General features: G+C 55.3%; 16 protein-coding genes and 1 pseudogene. 8 read left to right on the top strand and 9 right to left on the bottom strand.

Annotated features, from left to right (window positions below; translation table 11 throughout):
* The first annotated feature begins 4 nt into the window (after window positions 1-4).
* The 3 genes and pseudogenes from gcvH to AAE045_RS01190 all read left to right on the top strand — a co-directional run.
* Window positions 5-391 (top strand): glycine cleavage system protein GcvH, encoded by a 387-nt coding sequence (gene gcvH / locus AAE045_RS01200; protein WP_455546126.1) that lies wholly within the window; start codon window positions 5-7, stop codon window positions 389-391.
* A gap of 124 nt (window positions 392-515) precedes the next feature.
* Window positions 516-3,386: an aminomethyl-transferring glycine dehydrogenase gene (gene gcvP / locus AAE045_RS01195; protein WP_455546125.1), complete on the top strand. Its 2,871-nt coding sequence runs from the start codon at window positions 516-518 to the stop codon at window positions 3,384-3,386.
* Window positions 3,387-3,467: 81 nt separating this feature from the next.
* Window positions 3,468-3,623 (top strand): annotated as a pseudogene (locus AAE045_RS01190) (SDR family NAD(P)-dependent oxidoreductase); the annotation flags it as partial.
* A gap of 62 nt (window positions 3,624-3,685) precedes the next feature.
* Here AAE045_RS01190 and AAE045_RS01185 read toward each other — a convergent pair.
* The 3 genes from AAE045_RS01185 to AAE045_RS01175 are packed head-to-tail and all read right to left on the bottom strand — an operon-like array spanning window position 3,686 to window position 5,398.
* Window positions 3,686-3,973 carry a pentapeptide MXKDX repeat protein gene (locus AAE045_RS01185; RefSeq protein WP_455546124.1) on the bottom strand — a complete coding sequence of 96 codons (288 nt, stop codon included), beginning with the start codon at window positions 3,971-3,973 and terminating at the stop codon, window positions 3,686-3,688.
* 41 nt (window positions 3,974-4,014) lie between these two features.
* The gene (locus AAE045_RS01180; protein WP_455546123.1) at window positions 4,015-4,776 is read right to left on the bottom strand and encodes a molybdopterin-dependent oxidoreductase; all 762 of its coding nucleotides are present in this window, start codon (window positions 4,774-4,776) and stop codon (window positions 4,015-4,017) included.
* A gap of 10 nt (window positions 4,777-4,786) precedes the next feature.
* Window positions 4,787-5,398: a cytochrome b/b6 domain-containing protein gene (locus AAE045_RS01175; protein ID WP_455546122.1), complete on the bottom strand. Its 612-nt coding sequence runs from the start codon at window positions 5,396-5,398 to the stop codon at window positions 4,787-4,789.
* Between the two features lie 143 nt (window positions 5,399-5,541).
* On the opposite strand from AAE045_RS01175, the gene AAE045_RS01170 reads away from it, so the two are divergent.
* Both AAE045_RS01170 and AAE045_RS01165 read left to right on the top strand, forming a co-directional pair.
* Window positions 5,542-6,255 carry a response regulator transcription factor gene (locus AAE045_RS01170; RefSeq protein WP_455546121.1) on the top strand — a complete coding sequence of 238 codons (714 nt, stop codon included), beginning with the start codon at window positions 5,542-5,544 and terminating at the stop codon, window positions 6,253-6,255.
* Window positions 6,256-6,258: 3 nt separating this feature from the next.
* Window positions 6,259-7,725, top strand: a complete 1,467-nt coding sequence (locus tag AAE045_RS01165; protein WP_455546120.1) for a sensor histidine kinase — start codon at window positions 6,259-6,261, stop codon at window positions 7,723-7,725.
* 43 nt (window positions 7,726-7,768) lie between these two features.
* Here the strand turns inward: AAE045_RS01165 and AAE045_RS01160 are convergent, their stop codons facing one another.
* From AAE045_RS01160 to AAE045_RS01145, 4 genes are all read right to left on the bottom strand, one after another.
* Complete coding sequence (locus tag AAE045_RS01160) at window positions 7,769-9,160, bottom strand: cytochrome-c peroxidase (protein ID WP_455546119.1); 1,392 nt, start codon at window positions 9,158-9,160, stop codon at window positions 7,769-7,771.
* 192 nt (window positions 9,161-9,352) lie between these two features.
* Window positions 9,353-10,786 (bottom strand): 6-phospho-beta-glucosidase, encoded by a 1,434-nt coding sequence (locus tag AAE045_RS01155; RefSeq protein ID WP_455546118.1) that lies wholly within the window; start codon window positions 10,784-10,786, stop codon window positions 9,353-9,355.
* Between the two features lie 165 nt (window positions 10,787-10,951).
* Window positions 10,952-11,680 (bottom strand): MurR/RpiR family transcriptional regulator, encoded by a 729-nt coding sequence (locus AAE045_RS01150; RefSeq protein WP_455546117.1) that lies wholly within the window; start codon window positions 11,678-11,680, stop codon window positions 10,952-10,954.
* Between the two features lie 44 nt (window positions 11,681-11,724).
* Window positions 11,725-12,321 carry an HD domain-containing protein gene (locus AAE045_RS01145; protein WP_455546116.1) on the bottom strand — a complete coding sequence of 199 codons (597 nt, stop codon included), beginning with the start codon at window positions 12,319-12,321 and terminating at the stop codon, window positions 11,725-11,727.
* Between the two features lie 157 nt (window positions 12,322-12,478).
* On the opposite strand from AAE045_RS01145, the gene trhA reads away from it, so the two are divergent.
* On the top strand, window positions 12,479-13,132 hold the full coding sequence (gene trhA / locus AAE045_RS01140; RefSeq protein WP_455546115.1) for a PAQR family membrane homeostasis protein TrhA: 654 nt from the start codon (window positions 12,479-12,481) through the stop codon (window positions 13,130-13,132).
* A 38-nt stretch (window positions 13,133-13,170) separates the two neighbouring features.
* Here trhA and ygfZ read toward each other — a convergent pair whose 3' ends face one another.
* Window positions 13,171-14,157, bottom strand: coding sequence for a tRNA-modifying protein YgfZ (gene ygfZ, locus AAE045_RS01135; protein WP_455546114.1), 987 nt, complete (start codon window positions 14,155-14,157; stop codon window positions 13,171-13,173).
* Between the two features lie 246 nt (window positions 14,158-14,403).
* Between ygfZ and sdhE the strand changes: the two genes are divergently transcribed.
* On the top strand, window positions 14,404-14,670 hold the full coding sequence (sdhE, locus tag AAE045_RS01130; RefSeq protein ID WP_455425643.1) for an FAD assembly factor SdhE: 267 nt from the start codon (window positions 14,404-14,406) through the stop codon (window positions 14,668-14,670).
* A complete protein-coding gene (locus AAE045_RS01125) occupies window positions 14,651-15,073 on the top strand; it encodes a protein YgfX (protein WP_455546113.1) in 423 nt (140 codons plus the stop codon). Before sdhE ends, AAE045_RS01125 begins: the two co-directional genes overlap by 20 nt.
* A 5-nt stretch (window positions 15,074-15,078) precedes the next feature.
* On the opposite strand, the gene fldB is transcribed toward AAE045_RS01125, so the two are convergent.
* Window positions 15,079-15,600 (bottom strand): flavodoxin FldB, encoded by a 522-nt coding sequence (fldB, locus tag AAE045_RS01120; RefSeq protein WP_455546112.1) that lies wholly within the window; start codon window positions 15,598-15,600, stop codon window positions 15,079-15,081.
* Window positions 15,601-15,674: the final 74 nt, after the last annotated feature.

Below are 15,674 nucleotides of genomic sequence, written 5' to 3'. Positions count from 1 at the left end.
AATAATGAGCAATGTGCCTAACGAACTGAAATACAGCAAAGAACATGAATGGCTGCGTAAAGAAGCCGATGGCTCTTACACCGTCGGGATTACCGAACACGCGCAGGAACTGCTGGGCGATATGGTTTTCGTGGACCTGCCGGAAGTGGGCTCTACGGTCAGCACCGGCGACGACTGCGCCGTGGCTGAATCCGTAAAAGCTGCGTCCGACATCTACGCGCCAATCAGCGGTGAAATCATCGCCGTGAACAGCGAGCTGGAAGGGACCCCGGAGCTGGTGAACAGCGAGCCGTACGCAGGCGGCTGGATCTTCAAAATCAAAGCCAGCGACGAGTCCGAGCTGGACGGCCTGCTGGACGCTGCGGCGTACGAAGCGCTGTTAGACGAGTAAAAAATTCGGCGGGTGACGCAAAGCTTACCCGCCCTACGATTTATCACCCAATCTGGTTTTGTAGGGTGGATAAGCGCAGCGCCATCCACCGCTAAAGTTCCGCATGTTTCAGGAATCACCGCTCATGACCCAGTCCTTACGTAGCCTAGAGAATCACGAAGCGTTTATCGACCGTCACATTGGCCCCTCCGCGCAGCAACAGCACGAGATGCTGGAAGCCGTGGGCGCGAGCTCGTTAAACGATCTTATCTCCACAATTGTTCCGGCCGATATTCAGCTCGCCCAGCCGCCGCAGGTTGGCGAAGCCGCCACTGAATACGCCGCGCTGGCGGAGCTGAAAGCCATTGCCAGCCGCAATAAGCGCTTCAAAACGTATATCGGAATGGGTTATACCGCGGTGCAAACGCCGCCGGTGATCCTGCGTAACATGCTTGAAAACCCAGGCTGGTACACCGCCTACACGCCGTACCAGCCGGAAGTCTCTCAGGGCCGTCTGGAAGCACTGCTGAACTACCAGCAGGTGACGCTGGACCTGACCGGGCTGGACATCGCCTCCGCCTCCCTGCTGGATGAAGCTACCGCCGCCGCAGAAGCCATGGCGATGGCAAAGCGCGTCAGCAAGTTAAAGAATGCCAACCGTTTCTTTGTCGCGGCCGATATCCATCCGCAGACGCTGGACGTGGTTCGCACCCGCGCGGAAACGTTCGGCTTTGAAGTCATTGTCGATGATGCGGCAAAAGTGCTGGATCATCAGGACGTCTTCGGCGTGCTGCTGCAGCAGGTTGGCACCACTGGCGAAGTGCATGACTACAGCGCGCTGATCCTGGAACTGAAACAGCGCAAGGTTGTGGTGAGCGTAGCCGCAGACTTTATGTCGCTGGTGCTGCTAACCGCCCCGGGCAAGCAGGGCGCGGACATCGTGTTTGGCTCCGCACAACGCTTCGGCGTGCCGATGGGCTACGGTGGCCCACATGCAGCCTTCTTCGCCGCCCGCGATGAATTCAAACGTTCCATGCCTGGCCGTATTATCGGCGTATCCCGCGATGCTGCGGGCCGCACCGCGCTGCGCATGGCGATGCAGACTCGCGAGCAGCACATCCGCCGTGAGAAAGCGAACTCCAACATTTGTACTTCTCAGGTCCTGCTGGCGAACATTGCCAGCCTGTATGCCGTCTTCCACGGTCCGGCTGGCCTGAAACGCATTGCTGGCCGCATCCACCGTCTGACCGATATTCTGGCCGCAGGCCTGCAAAAAGGCGGGCTCACGCTGCGCCATAAGCACTGGTTCGACACGCTGTGCGTGGAAGTGGCTGACAAAGCTGCGGTGCTGGCGCGTGCTGAAGCGCACGAGATTAACCTGCGCAGCGATATCCTGAACGCGGTAGGCATTACGCTCGATGAAGCGACCACCCGTGAAGACGTGCAGGCGCTGTTCACCGTGCTGCTGGGCGATAACCATGGTCTGGATATCGACAAGCTGGACCAGGACGTTGCGGGCGACAGCCTCTCGATCCCGGCAGCGATGCTGCGCGAGGACGAAATCCTGACCCATCCGGTGTTTAATCGCTACCACAGCGAAACCGAGATGATGCGCTATATGCACTCCCTGGAGCGCAAAGATCTGGCGCTGAACCAGGCGATGATCCCCCTCGGCTCCTGCACCATGAAGCTGAACGCCGCGGCGGAAATGATCCCTATCACCTGGCCTGAATTCGCTGAACTGCACCCGTTCTGCCCGGCAAACCAGGCGGAAGGCTACCACCAGATGATCGCCCAGCTGTCCGACTGGCTGGTGAAGCTGACCGGCTATGACGCGCTCTGCATGCAGCCAAACTCTGGCGCACAAGGCGAATACGCGGGCCTGTTGGCTATCCGTCGTTATCACGAAAGCCGCAACGAAGCGGGCCGTAACCTTTGCCTGATCCCGAGCTCTGCGCACGGCACCAACCCGGCGTCAGCGCAAATGGCTGGCATGGATGTTATCGTCGTGGCCTGCGACAGGCAGGGCAACATCGATCTGCAGGATCTGCGCGCGAAGGCAGAGCAGGCGGGCGATGCGCTCTCCTGTATCATGGTGACCTACCCGTCCACCCACGGCGTATATGAAGAGACGATCCGCGAAGTCTGCCAGATCGTTCATCAGTACGGCGGCCAGGTTTATCTGGACGGCGCGAACATGAATGCGCAGGTGGGCATCACCTCGCCGGGCTTTATCGGCGCGGACGTTTCGCACCTCAACCTGCACAAAACCTTCTGTATCCCACACGGCGGCGGCGGTCCGGGCATGGGGCCAATCGGCGTGAAAGCGCACCTGGCACCGTTTGTACCGGGCCACAGCGTGGTGCAGATCGAAGAGATGCTGACCCAGCAGGGCGCGGTTTCTGCGGCACCGTTCGGCAGCGCCTCGATTCTGCCGATCAGCTGGATGTACATCCGCATGATGGGTGCAGAAGGGCTGAAGAAGGCGAGCCAGGTCGCAATCCTGAACGCCAACTACATTGCCAGCCGCCTGCAGTCTGCCTTCCCGGTGCTTTATACCGGGGCGAACGGCCGCGTGGCGCACGAATGTATTCTGGATATCCGTCCGCTGAAAGAAGAGACCGGCATCAGCGAGCTGGATATCGCCAAGCGTCTGATCGACTTTGGCTTCCACGCGCCGACCATGTCCTTCCCGGTCGCGGGTACGCTGATGGTTGAACCAACGGAATCAGAGAGCAAGCTGGAGCTGGACCGCTTCATCGACGCGATGCTGACCATCCGCACCGAAATCGACCGCGTAGCGCGTGGGGAATGGCCGCTGGAAGATAACCCGCTGGTTAACGCACCGCACACGCAGGACGAAATCGTTGCTGACTGGGCGCATCCGTACACCCGCGAGCTGGCCGTCTTCCCGGCAGGCCACAGCAACAAGTACTGGCCGACCGTGAAGCGTCTCGATGACGTTTACGGCGACCGTAACCTGTTCTGCTCCTGCGTGCCGATGAGCGAATATTAGTAGCCTTATGGGATGACGCGAGGTTTTGTAGATTGGAGAAGCAGAGCGTCATCCAACAAAATTGTTTAGCGGGGAGGGGATATGGCAGTAGCATTAGTCACCGGCGGCAGCCGGGGGATTGGCAGAGCCACCGCCATCCTGCTGGCAGAAACAGGCTATAAGGTTGTCGTTAATTACCAGCGCAATAAGCAGGCCGCAGACGAGGTGGTGAATACCATTCGCGAGGCGGGCGGGAAATAAAAAAGCAGCCTGGATAACCATGTCAGAGCCTACGGGGAGTTATCCAGACTGCAAAACTGTTAGTTCTTCTTCATATCGTCTTTCGACATAGAGTCTTTAGACATTGAGTCCTTGCTCATACCGTCTTTCGACATGGAATCTTTGCTCATGCCGTCTTTGTGCATACCGTCTTTCGACATTGAATCCTTCGACATGCAGTCTTTTTTCATGCCGTCTTTTCCGCAGTCGTGGGACATGCCCATATTGTCCTTCGACATACTGTCTTTGGTCATGCTATCCGCGGCGCTTGCGCCAGCCATACCTAATGCCAGAGCGGAACACATCATCATTGCATAGAATTTTTTCATCGGTATTTCCTTATTTCTTACGTGAGGGTCGAGAGATTACATTAGCTACCGCCGAACCAGTTATAGCCCTGGTCTTCCCAGTAACCGCCGGGGTAGCGATTAGTGACTTCAATAACCTGAATATGCTTCGGGTTCTTGTAGCCTAACTTTGTGGGCATCCTTAATTTCATCGGATAGCCATATTTACGCGGCAGAATTTTGCCGTCGTAGGTTAAAGCGATAATCGTTTGTGGATGCAGTGCCGTAGCCATATCAATGCTGGTGTAATAATTATCCGCACATTTAAAACTGACATATTTTGCATTCAGGTCAGCGCCAATCCCCTTCAGGAATAAAGAAAACGGTACGCCGCCCCATTTGCCAATCGCGCTCCAGCCTTCCACGCAGATGTGTCGTGTCACCTGGCTGACCTGCGCCATCTGATACAGCTGTGGCAGCGTCCATGGGCGTTTGTCCGCCACCATCCCGGCAATTTCCAGGCGGTAATCGTCCCCGTTGATATCCGGCGCCTCGTCTTCGCTATAAAAGGCGTTAAACGGGAAGGGCCTGGTCATCATCGATTCCGGATAGACGGGTGCCAGGTCGTTGCTGTTAAACAGCCAGGCCTGCACGCGGTCGTTAAAACGAGAAATCGAACCCAGCGTTGTTTCGACCTGCTGGCTGTCGCTAATGTCGCAGCCCGTAAGCATCACCAGCCCACCCAGCGTCAGCCCCTGCTTTAAAAAACGGCGTCGGCCTTCCGTTGAGAGCTGTTTATTAATCTGCTGCTGCGCCTCTTTCAGGATCTCTTTTTCATCACTCATGATCGTTTCCTTAACGTCCGCGAATCATGGCAAGTAATGTGCGCGGGACTAACGCAACCATCACGATGTGGATGACAACAAAGCCGACCATGGCGCTCATTGCATAGAAGTGAATAAAGCGCGCGGTGTCATAGCCACCCAATAATTCTCTTAAAAGTGGAAACTGAACGGATTTCCAGATAACCAGGCCTGACAATACCAGGACGATGCTATCTATCATCACGAATAAATAAGCGGCTTTTTGCACCATGTTGTAATGGCTGAGATCCGCATGGGATAATTTTCCACGCAGGGCCGCCAGCAAATCTTTAATAAATTCTTTTGGCGACAGCGGCCAGTATTTCCGTTTGAAGCGGCCGCTGAACGAATTCATTAAAAGATAAAATAAGCCGTTAATGCCAAACAGCCACATACCGGCGAAATGCCATTGCAGCGCGCCTCCCAGCCAGCCGCCTAACGTTAACTCATTCATAAAATGAAAATTAAAAAGCGGAGAGGCGTTATATATTCGCCAGCCGCTGGTGACCATAATCAGCATAGCCAGGGCATTCAGCCAGTGGCACAGCCGCAGCCACAGGGGATGAACAACTTTCGACGTGTGGTGAAATATTTTCCTGTTCATCGCGCTGCTTCCTGTTGATTCGATGAAGCCAGTATTGGCCAAATTTATTCCCCAATGCCTCACGCAAAGTTAAATAAAATGTGACAACTTCTCTGCTGCAAGTTGTGTAAACTTTCACAATGTGCGCGTGTGGGGGTAAAGAAGTGAGTCAGGAAAAAAAGCTGCTTATCGTGGAAGACGATGAAAATATTGCCGAGCTTTTGCAGTTACACCTGCGGGAGGAGGGGTTTGCGATAACCCACGCCGCAGACGGGAATATAGGCATGGAAAAACTCAAGCAGGGCGGGTGGGATGCGTTAATTCTGGACCTGATGCTGCCGGGCGTCGACGGCCTCGAGATTTGCCGCTTCGCCAGAACCATGACCCGCTATACGCCAATCATCATGATCAGCGCCCGCTCCAGTGAAACGCACCGGGTGCTGGGGCTGGAGCTGGGGGCGGATGACTATCTCGCCAAGCCGTTTTCCATGCTTGAGCTGGTGGCGCGCGTTAAGGCACTCTTTCGCCGTCAGGAAGCGATGAGCCAGAACCTGCGGCTGGATGCCGGAACCCTCGCTTTTGGCCCATTAACTATCGATCCGCTGGCCCGCGACGTGCAGCTAAACCACCAGTCGCTGGAGCTGACGCCACGGGAATTCGACCTGCTGTATTTCTTTGCCAGACACCCGGACCAGGTGTTCTCACGCCTTAACCTGCTCAATCAGGTCTGGGGCTACGAACATGAAGGCTACGAGCACACCGTTAACACGCACATCAACCGCCTGCGCATCAAGATTGAAGAAAACCCGGCGGAACCGAATTTTATCCGCACCGTCTGGGGTAAAGGCTACAAATTCACCGCTCAGCCACGCGAGTAAACCATGCGAAAACTTTCCCTTTCCCGGCGTCTGACGCTGGTTTTTGCCCTGTTGCTCCTCAGCTCCTGCGCGCTGCTGGGCTGGATGCAGGTGCGAACCAGCACGCAATACAGCCAGGCCGTTATCCAGCAGCTTTCCAGCAACCTGGCGCAGCACATCAATGACAGCTACCCGCTGCTCAACGACGACGGGCTGAACAATGACTCGGTGCGGACGCTGTTCGAACATCTGATGGCGGTAAACCCAAGCGTTGAGGTATACGTTCTTGATAAAGAAGGCCATATTATTGGCGATGCCGCTCCGGAAGGTCATATAAAGCGTCAGCGAGTCGATCTGGCTCCCATTGAGGCCGCGTTGGCCGGACATAAGTTTCCCGTTTTTGGGGACGATCCGCGCAGCGCTGATGGCAGGAAAGTATTCAGCGTGGCCCCGATGCGCCAGGACGGGCACCTTAAAGGCTACCTCTATGTGGTGCTGCTGGGTGAAAATTACAGCGCCCTGATCGATGACGCCCGCTATAACACGCTGCTCAAAATCGTACTGATTTCCATAAGCCTGGTTGCGCTTCTCGGGCTGATTGTTGGTGGGCTGGCGTTCCGTTGGATAACCCGTCCGCTGCGCGATCTATCCCGTCAGGTGCATGCCCTGGAAATGGGCGGCATGAAAGAGATGCAGGCCATGGCGGCTCTTCCTTTACACAAAGAAAAAGAGGGGGACGAAATTAACCTGCTGCGTCAGGGGGTCATTGGCATGGCGAGGCGTATCGCCGAACAGTGGCACCGCCTGTCCCACCAGGATCAGCTGCGCCGGGAGTTTATCGCCAATATTTCCCACGACCTTCGCACCCCGCTGACCTCGCTGCACGGCTACCTGGAAAGCCTCTCCGTCATGTCCGCCACGCTCTCCGAAGCGGATAAAAAGCACTATCTGGAAATAGCCCTCGCGCAGAGCCAGAAGGTGGGAACCCTGGCGCAGTCGCTGTTTGAACTGGCGCGTCTGGAGTATGGCGTGGTGAAACCGCAGAAAGAGCACTTCTCTTTGTGCGAGCTGTTGCAGGATGTCTTTCAGAAATTTGAGCTGGCGGCGCAAACCCGCCATCAGCAGCTGCTGGCAGATATTCAGCCGGGATTGCCGCTGATCGACGCCGATCTGGGGATGATCGAACGGGTGCTGACTAATCTTCTTGATAACGCCATCCGCCATGCGCCGGAGCACGGCACGGTTGCTGTCCGACTGTGGAAAGAAGACGACAGAGTGATGGTGCAGGTCAGCGACGACGGGCCGGGCGTGCCGCAGGAGCTGAAAGAGGGGCTGTTCGTCCGGCCTTCCATTGCCAGCCAGTCGCGGCTGCGGGTCGGAGGATTAGGGCTGATGATCGTCCGCCAGATGCTGCAGCTTCACGGCACGGACATCACGCTGGTGGAACAAGCAGAGCGCGGTGCCTGCTTCCGCTTCGCTCTGCCGGTTTAAAAAATCCCGTTTGTTCAGGCAGAGCAAACGGGACGCGTTAAGTTTACTTGTCTGAATACGGCGTATAAACCCCGTTCAGGGTATGTAAAAATGCCACGATATCATCCACATCCTGCTGCGGCAGCGACGTACCAACCTGATATTTCAGCATCTCTTTGACCGCCTCATCGAGCGTTTTGATATCCCCACGGTGGAAGTACGGCGCGGTCAACGCAACGTTGCGCAGCGTCGGCACTTTCTGGCGCAGGCGGTCACGGACGTCATTGGTGACGTTCATGCGGCCGATATCGGCGGCGGTGATCTCCCCAAAGCCAAAGTCTTTTTTCAGCCCCAGCGGCTCGAAGGAGCGACCGCCCAGAATTTTTCCGCCGTGGCAGGTAGCGCATTTATTCTCTTTAAACAGCGCATAGCCATGCTTCTGCTGCCCGGTCAGCGCGCTGTCATCGCCGCGCAGATACTTATCGAACGGGGCATCGGGAGTGATCAGCGTTTTTTCAAACTCGGCAATCGCGTCGGTAATTGAAGAGCCGGAGAATCCCTGCGGATAAACTGCGGTGAAGTCGCGGGTCAGAATCGGATCCTGCTTCAGCTTATCCGTGATTTCGTCCCAGGACTTTGAGGCCATCTCAATTGGGTTAAGCGGTGGGCCACCGGCCTGAGCCTGAAGATCGGCGGCACGTCCATCCCAGAACTGCACAATGTTAAAGGTCGCGTTATAAACGGTTGGGGCATTGATTGGTCCAGTCGCCCCTCCCACGCCCTGCGAGGTTTTGCGTCCGTCCACGCCGCCCGCGCCGAGCTGGTGGCAGTGCGCGCAGGAAATTGAGTTATCCCCGGACAGACGCGGATCGTGGTAGAGGCGCATCCCCAGCGCGACCTTCTTACCGTCCACCGGCAGCGAGCGCGGAATCGGCTGAACCGGCTCGTTACGGCGATTCTCTGCCATATCCTCAGAGGCATAATGTTCCAGGCGCTGGGCTTTAATCCATTCGAGCACCTTACCGCGTTCCTGCTCGCTCATATGGCCCGACCAGTGCAGCGCGGTATAGCGTGTAGGCGGCATCGTCTGGTGCTCCATCACCCATTCGATTTTATTGAGATCGCTTTGCGGCGCGGCGCTGTTATCAAGCAGACTTTCGCGAACGCCGGTCAGATTGAAGGATTTATAGCCGTGCTGGATGTCATACTCCATCAGCTGTTTCGCTATGGGGAAAGTGGCGTAAAAGGGCAGTTTAGCCGCAGGAGTATGGCAGTAGTCACAGCCTTTTTCATTGAGGATGCCAAGCATGCTGGCGTTCAGGGGCGAAAGATTTTTTGCCGTTGCGGGGAGGGCGGAGCGCTCCGTATCGTGGTGATGCACGTAGCCCACCAGAGCAAAATAGCCGACGATGCCGACACAGGCGGCAGCCGCAAGCAGCTTCGTTGTTGTTCTCATTACGTCATCCTTTCCAGAGATAAAAAACGAGTCGGGGCGACCCGTAAGCCACAGCATTTTTGTGGCTTTATCATGGGTAAGGATGGAGCTGGGTTAGTTGCGTCTAATCAAAGAGAAAGCGCGGGGGCGCCTATCGTTAAGATAGGTTTTGCCGATGCAGAAAATACGAAGGGCGCCGAAGCGCCCTTTAAATCAGAGGTTTTCGCCGTTGCTGGCGATAACTTCTTTGTACCAGTTGAAGCTTTTCTTACGGGAGCGGGACATATCCCCGGTACCGTCGTCATGCTTGTTCACGTAGATAAAACCGTAGCGCTTGCTGTACTGTCCGGTGGTGAAAGAGACGCAGTCAATGCAGCCCCACGGGGTGTAGCCCATTAGATCCACGCCGTCGTAGGTCACTGCTTTCATCAGCTCAGCCACGTGCGCCTTCAGGTAATCGATGCGGTAATCGTCATTGATTGAACCGTCTTCTTCCACTTTGTCGTACGCGCCGAAGCCATTTTCAACGATAAACAGCGGCTTCTGATAACGTTCGTACAGCTCGCACAGGGCGTAGCGCAGGCCAACCGGGTCAATCTGCCAGCCCCAGTCGGAGGCTTTGACGTGTGGGTTAGGGACGCTGCCCTGGAAGCCGGAGAGCGCGTCGCCCGTGCCGCCTTCCGCCTTCACGGCGTTGGTCATGTAGTAGCTGAAGCCGAGGTAATCACACACGCCTTCACGCAGGATCTCTTCGTCGCCAGGTTCCATCCTGATATTGAACTCGCGGCGCTCCCACTCGTTCAGCACGTAGGACGGGTAGTAGCCGCGTAGCTGCACGTCGGTAAAGACATAGCGCTCGCGCATTGATTCCTGGGCAAACATCTGGTCTTCCGGCTTACAGGAGAACGGATAGAGCGGCACCATCGCCAGCATGCAGCCGATTTGCATCTGCGGGTTGATGCGGTGACCAATTTTTACCGCCATCGCGCTGGCAACAAACTGGTGGTGCAGCACCTGGTACATGACCTCTTCCGGGTTGTCGTGTTCGGTATAAACCACGCCGGAGCAGCAGTAGCCGAACAGCGGCGCGCGCCAGTTACGCTGGTTGTTGATCTCGTTGAAGGTCATCCAGTACTTCACTTTGTTTTTGTAGCGTTCAAACACTACTTCAGCGAAGCGCACGAAGAAATCCACGACTTTACGGCTGGTCCAGCCGCCGTATTCGGTGACCAGATGGTGAGGCATTTCGAAGTGGGAGAGGGTGATCACCGGCTCGATATTGTACTTCAGCAGCTCGTCGAACATATCGTCGTAGAACTTCAGCCCCTCTTCGTTTGGCTGCTGTTCGTCACCGTTCGGGAAAATGCGCGTCCAGGCAATGGAGGTACGGAAGCATTTGAAGCCCATCTCGGCAAACAGGGCAATATCTTCTTTATAGCGGCCGTGGAAATCGATAGCCTCGTGATTTGGATAATACTTGCCCGGCACCACTTCCTGGGTGATTTCACGCGGAACGCCATGGGCGCCGCCGGTGAGTACGTCGCAGATGCTTGGCCCTTTGCCGCCTTTGTTCCAGCCGCCTTCAACCTGGTGAGCCGCAACCGCGCCGCCCCATAAAAAGTCTTTTGGTAAGGTCAGTTTTTTCATGTTTTTTAATCTCGCTGTCGGTGCCGCAAATATTGTGCGATGCATCACAAAATGGCAGGGCGTTAATAAGTTCTGCTCTGGAGTCTAGCAAACGAGATTTAATTGTCACGATATAACAAATCACGGCTTTTGTGATTTGTCACATCGAAAAAACAGGCTGTTTTTTTACACCATTTTTTTCGCCAGCTTGCGGCCAATGGTTTCTAAAATATAAATGACGGGGATTTGCGTTGTAATGTCGTAAACGCCGCCCACGCGGGTCAGGGGGATATGCCAGGAGAGATTAAAATCCGCAAGCTTAGCCAGGGATGAGTTCTCGTGGCTGGTGATGGAGAGCACCTTGCAGTTGTGCAGGCTGAACTGGCTGGCAAAACGCAGGATCTCCTCCGTTTCACCGGAAACGGACAGCACGATCGCCAGGGCATTTTTCGCCATATCGTTGGTGACCGGGAAATAAGGATCGTCAATGTGGTTACTGAATTTACCGACGTTGGAGAAAAAGCGTGCGCCATATTTTGCTAATGCACCGGATGTTCCTGCGCCAACAAATATAATTCGTTCGGATGAACAGATAATATCAACGGCGCTGTCGATTAACTTATCAAATTCTTCATTGTTGGTGCTTTTAAAAAAGCTGATAATTTCGCTGGGGCCAAAATTAACCAGCTGCTCATCATTTTGCTCAAGATATAATTTAAAGCGCACGCGAAACTCGGAATAACCTTCGCAGTTGAGCTTGCGGCAAAAGCGCAGCACGGTGGTCGTGGAAACGCCCGCGCCGTCGGCCAGTTCGCGGATGGTCATGTACATCACTTTGTCACGATTTTTAATGACATAGTTGTAGACCATCATTTCCAGGCCGTTAAGCGCGGCGATTGCTGCATGAGTAAACATCGTACATCTTCCTGAGATTAGGATCGTGAACCAACCGGAGGCGTTTAACGCAGCCAGCCTTTTTCCTGTGCGGTATATAAATGGCTTTGCACATGTTGCCATAATTCCGGCCAGCTTTCGCCCACCAGCGCATTGCGGGTCAGTACCTGCTCGAGAGAGATATTATTTTCACGCCAGCTTTGCCCTTCATTATGCAGATTTTGCAGAATCGGCAGAATACGATCCAGCGCGCCAGCAAAGCGGGCATCCGCTGATATTCCCGCTTCGTACTCCAGCCACAGGCTCAGTAACTCACCGCGCTGCGGCTCTGGCAACAGGCCGAACAGGCGCGCTGCGGCCACGGCTTCTTTTTCGGCAATCGCCTCCCGCGCCGCCAAATCGTAAACCAGGACATCGCCGACATCGATCTCCACGATGTCGTGCAACAATGCCATTTGTACGACTCGCGAAATATCAACCTCCGCGGGTGCGAAAGGGGCGAGGCTCATCGCCGCAACGGCAAAATGCCAGCTATGCTCAGCGGAGTTCTCCTGGCGACCATGGCCGATAATCTTCGTCCGGCGCTCAACCAGCTTGAGCTTGTCGATCTCCATCAGAAAGGCAACGACTTCGCTCATCGCGCCGAATGCATGTTGTGACATGGTTGTTCTCCTTTGGTTTCAGGCTGTTCTGTCAATTTTACAAGTGTGCATCCCGGCCCTGACAGATTTATTTTAGCGTACATGTGTTCGCTGGAATCATTCTCAGCTATGCTGGACCTGCTCAATTTTTATCATAAGTCTCACCGGGAGTAGCCGTATGGCTGACAAACCAATTAAAGCACCGGGATATTCACTGGCGGAGGAAATCGCCAACAGCATAAGCCACGGCATCGGATTGGTCTTCGGCATTGTCGGGCTGGTTCTGCTGCTGGTGCAGGCGGTGGAAGCCAACGCCAGCGCAACCGCAATTACCAGCTACACTCTGTACGGCAGCAGCATGATTCTGCTGTTCCTGGCCTCCACGCTGTACCACGCCATTCCTGACGCCCGGGCAAAACGCTGGCTTAAGAAATTCGACCATTGCGCCATCTACCTGCTGATTGCCGGTACCTATACCCCCTTCCTGCTGGTTGGGCTGGATTCACCGCTTTCGCGCGGGCTGATGATTGTTATCTGGGGCCTGGCGCTGGCGGGGATCCTGTTTAAGCTGACCATCGCGCACCGCTTCAAAATACTGTCGCTGGTGACCTACCTGATGATGGGCTGGCTGTCGCTGGTGGTTATTTATCAGATGGTGTTGAAACTGGCGCCGGAAAGCGTGACGCTGCTGGCGATAGGGGGCGTTATCTATTCGCTCGGGGTGATTTTCTACGTCAGTAAACGCATCCCTTACAACCATGCAATCTGGCACGGCTTTGTGCTCGGCGGCAGCGTTTGCCACTTCCTTGCGATTTATCTCTACATCCGCTAATCCGGTATGCCCCGTGTTACCGGGGCACCCGCAACCGGTCAGATTTCTTCGAGTGAATAAGGCAGCGGCTCAATTTTCAGCTCGCTGCCGTTATCTTCCCTGACGCGGAAAACGCTGTCCGCTTCAAGATCGTTATTCATCACCGCCTGCACCAGCAAACGGCCATCCTCCAGCAGGCTTGCCGCCAGAACGGTGCCGGTACGACGCCAGTTTTCACCCATTTTCATCTCGAGATCTTCACCGGCTTCTGGCTGGCGGCTGGCTGTGCCTGCCAGATACCACAGGGCGCGTTTGTTGGCCCCGCGGAACTTAGCGCGAGCGACCATCTCCTGACCGGTGTAGCACCCTTTTTTAAAGCTGATGCCGCCCAGCGCCTGCAGGTTTGTCGCCTGAGGGATAAACTGTGCGCTGTTGGCGCTATCAATGACCGGCAGGCCGCCTTCGATATCCAGCGCCAGCCACTGCTGGCTGTCGTTGCGCTGGGCTTCACCCTGCAGCTTATCCGCAAGATTTTGCGCGCCGGTGGCATCCGTTACCACCATGAAGCGTTCAGCGGGCAAGCCGAACCAGAGCAGCGTAGTTTCACCATCCTGAACGACGGGGTTTTCTGCATCCGGCAGCGTTGCGAAAATATTCGCCAGCGCCCCGCGAGCCTGGAAACCGGCGAGGCCCAGCAGCACGGTTTCTTCATCCGGCGTAAAGGTCACTTTCGAAAACACGGCATACTTTTTCAGTTCAGTCAGTTGCGCTTCCGCCAGGCTGCGGCGCTCAATAAACGCGAAGCCTTCGCCACGATGAAACAGGCGCAGGTTGCTCCACATCTTTCCTTTCGCATCACAATGGGCGCAGAGCAGATGCTGATTGCTGCCCATCTGTGCTACGTCTGCGGTGACCTGGCCCTGCAGGTATTTCTCTGCGTCCGCGCCCGTAACGTTGACCAGCGCCCAGTCGTTTAGCGTCATCAGGGTAAGCGGCAGACGAGCGGAAGAGGTTGGCAGGCGAGGAGGAAACGGTGTGAAAGCCATAATAGTGTCCTGGATAATCCAACGGATGAATGAAGGTAATGGTAAAAGAGCCACCCGGCAATGCAAGCAGTTTGATATCGCGAATCGTGCCGTTTCGAGCAGTCTCGCACTTTCTATGCAGCAATGTCGCTTTGCACAAATTTATCCAGAGAAAGTACGCATATAGAAACATTCAGATAATACGAGCGGCGAAAACACGTTACACTAACCGCGTACCTGACACATTTACAAAGCAGGAAAGAGCAGATGGATATCAATAATAAAGCCCGAATTCACTGGGCCTGTCGCCGTGGAATGCGCGAGCTCGATATTTCGATTATGCCGTTCTTTGAATATGAATATGACACGCTAAGCGACGAGGATAAGCAGCTGTTTATCCGTCTTCTGGAATGTGACGATCCGGACCTTTTTAACTGGCTGATGAATCACGGTGAACCGGAAGACAAGGCGTTGCAGCGTATGGTGAAGCTGATCCAAACACGGAATAGAGAACGTGGTCCTGTGGCAATCTGATCTTCGCGTCTCCTGGCGAGCGCAGTGGCTTTCCCTGTTGGCGCACGGCCTGCTGGCGCTGTTCGTTTTGCTTTTACCCTGGCCCATGAGCTACACGCTTATCTGGATGTTTTTGCTTTCTCTGGTTGTCTTCGACAGCGTGCGCAGCCAGCGCCGTATTCATGCCAGCCAGGGGGAGATTAAACTGCTGACGGACTACCGTCTGAAATGGCAGGGCAAAGAGTGGGAAATTGTTGGTGCGCCCTGGATGCTGCGCAGCGGACTGATGTTACGCATTCGCCAGCCGCACAAAACGCGCAGCCAGCATTTATGGCTGCTGTCGGACAGCATGGACAGCGGAGAGTGGCGTGATTTACGCCGCCTGATGTTACAACAGCAGGCGAGCGGGAGCGGCCAGGCTTAAGCGCCTCAGGCGAACTTCTCAGCCATTTCACCCAGAATCTGTTCACACCAGTTCTGAATGCGTTCATCGCTCAGGTCATACTGGTTGGTTTCATCCAGCGCCAGGCCAACAAACAGCTCGCCGTCTGCGATAACAGGTTTCGGGCTGGTAAACTCGTAGCCTTCGGTTGGCCAGTAACCGATAAACTGCGCGCCGCGGGGTGCCAGCTTGTCGTGCAGCATGCCGAGTGCGTCGAGGAACCATTCGCCGTAGCCGAGCTGGTCGCCCATGCCGTACAGCGCCACCAGCTTGCCTTCCAGATTCAGGTTATCCAGCTGGTCCCAGTTTGCCTCCCAGTCTTCCTGCAGCTCACCGAAGTCCCAGGTGGGGATACCGAGGATCAGGACGTCGTACTGTTCCATCAGCGTGGGAGCGTCATCCTTCAGGTTATGGAGCGTTACCAGCTCCGGGCCGATGATGTCACGAATCTTTTCGGCTGCCATTTCGGTGTAACAGGTGCTGGAGCCATAAAAAAGGCCAATGTTCATAGCGATAACAACTCATGTAATAACGTGCAGGCTGGCAAGTGTACCAGATCCCATTACGCATCATGCATAATGGC

Origin of the sequence: Dryocola clanedunensis (assembly GCF_038405435.1) — a bacterium.
Lineage (GTDB): Bacteria > Pseudomonadota > Gammaproteobacteria > Enterobacterales > Enterobacteriaceae > Dryocola > Dryocola clanedunensis_A.
This window is presented reverse-complemented; position numbering and strand designations above follow the sequence as displayed.

Bases quoted from the DNA above. Each gene is read 5' to 3' on its own strand.
- gcvH (WP_455546126.1), top strand. From the start codon at position 5: ATGAGCAATGTGCCTAACGAACTGAAATACAGCAAAGAACATGAATGG.
- gcvP (WP_455546125.1), top strand. From the start codon at position 516: ATGACCCAGTCCTTACGTAGCCTAGAGAATCACGAAGCGTTTATCGAC.
- AAE045_RS01185 (WP_455546124.1), bottom strand. From the start codon at position 3,973: ATGAAAAAATTCTATGCAATGATGATGTGTTCCGCTCTGGCATTAGGT.
- AAE045_RS01180 (WP_455546123.1), bottom strand. From the start codon at position 4,776: ATGAGTGATGAAAAAGAGATCCTGAAAGAGGCGCAGCAGCAGATTAAT.
- AAE045_RS01175 (WP_455546122.1), bottom strand. From the start codon at position 5,398: ATGAACAGGAAAATATTTCACCACACGTCGAAAGTTGTTCATCCCCTG.
- AAE045_RS01165 (WP_455546120.1), top strand. From the start codon at position 6,259: ATGCGAAAACTTTCCCTTTCCCGGCGTCTGACGCTGGTTTTTGCCCTG.
- AAE045_RS01160 (WP_455546119.1), bottom strand. From the start codon at position 9,160: ATGAGAACAACAACGAAGCTGCTTGCGGCTGCCGCCTGTGTCGGCATC.
- AAE045_RS01155 (WP_455546118.1), bottom strand. From the start codon at position 10,786: ATGAAAAAACTGACCTTACCAAAAGACTTTTTATGGGGCGGCGCGGTT.
- AAE045_RS01150 (WP_455546117.1), bottom strand. From the start codon at position 11,680: ATGTTTACTCATGCAGCAATCGCCGCGCTTAACGGCCTGGAAATGATG.
- AAE045_RS01145 (WP_455546116.1), bottom strand. From the start codon at position 12,321: ATGTCACAACATGCATTCGGCGCGATGAGCGAAGTCGTTGCCTTTCTG.
- trhA (WP_455546115.1), top strand. From the start codon at position 12,479: ATGGCTGACAAACCAATTAAAGCACCGGGATATTCACTGGCGGAGGAA.
- ygfZ (WP_455546114.1), bottom strand. From the start codon at position 14,157: ATGGCTTTCACACCGTTTCCTCCTCGCCTGCCAACCTCTTCCGCTCGT.
- sdhE (WP_455425643.1), top strand. From the start codon at position 14,404: ATGGATATCAATAATAAAGCCCGAATTCACTGGGCCTGTCGCCGTGGA.
- fldB (WP_455546112.1), bottom strand. From the start codon at position 15,600: ATGAACATTGGCCTTTTTTATGGCTCCAGCACCTGTTACACCGAAATG.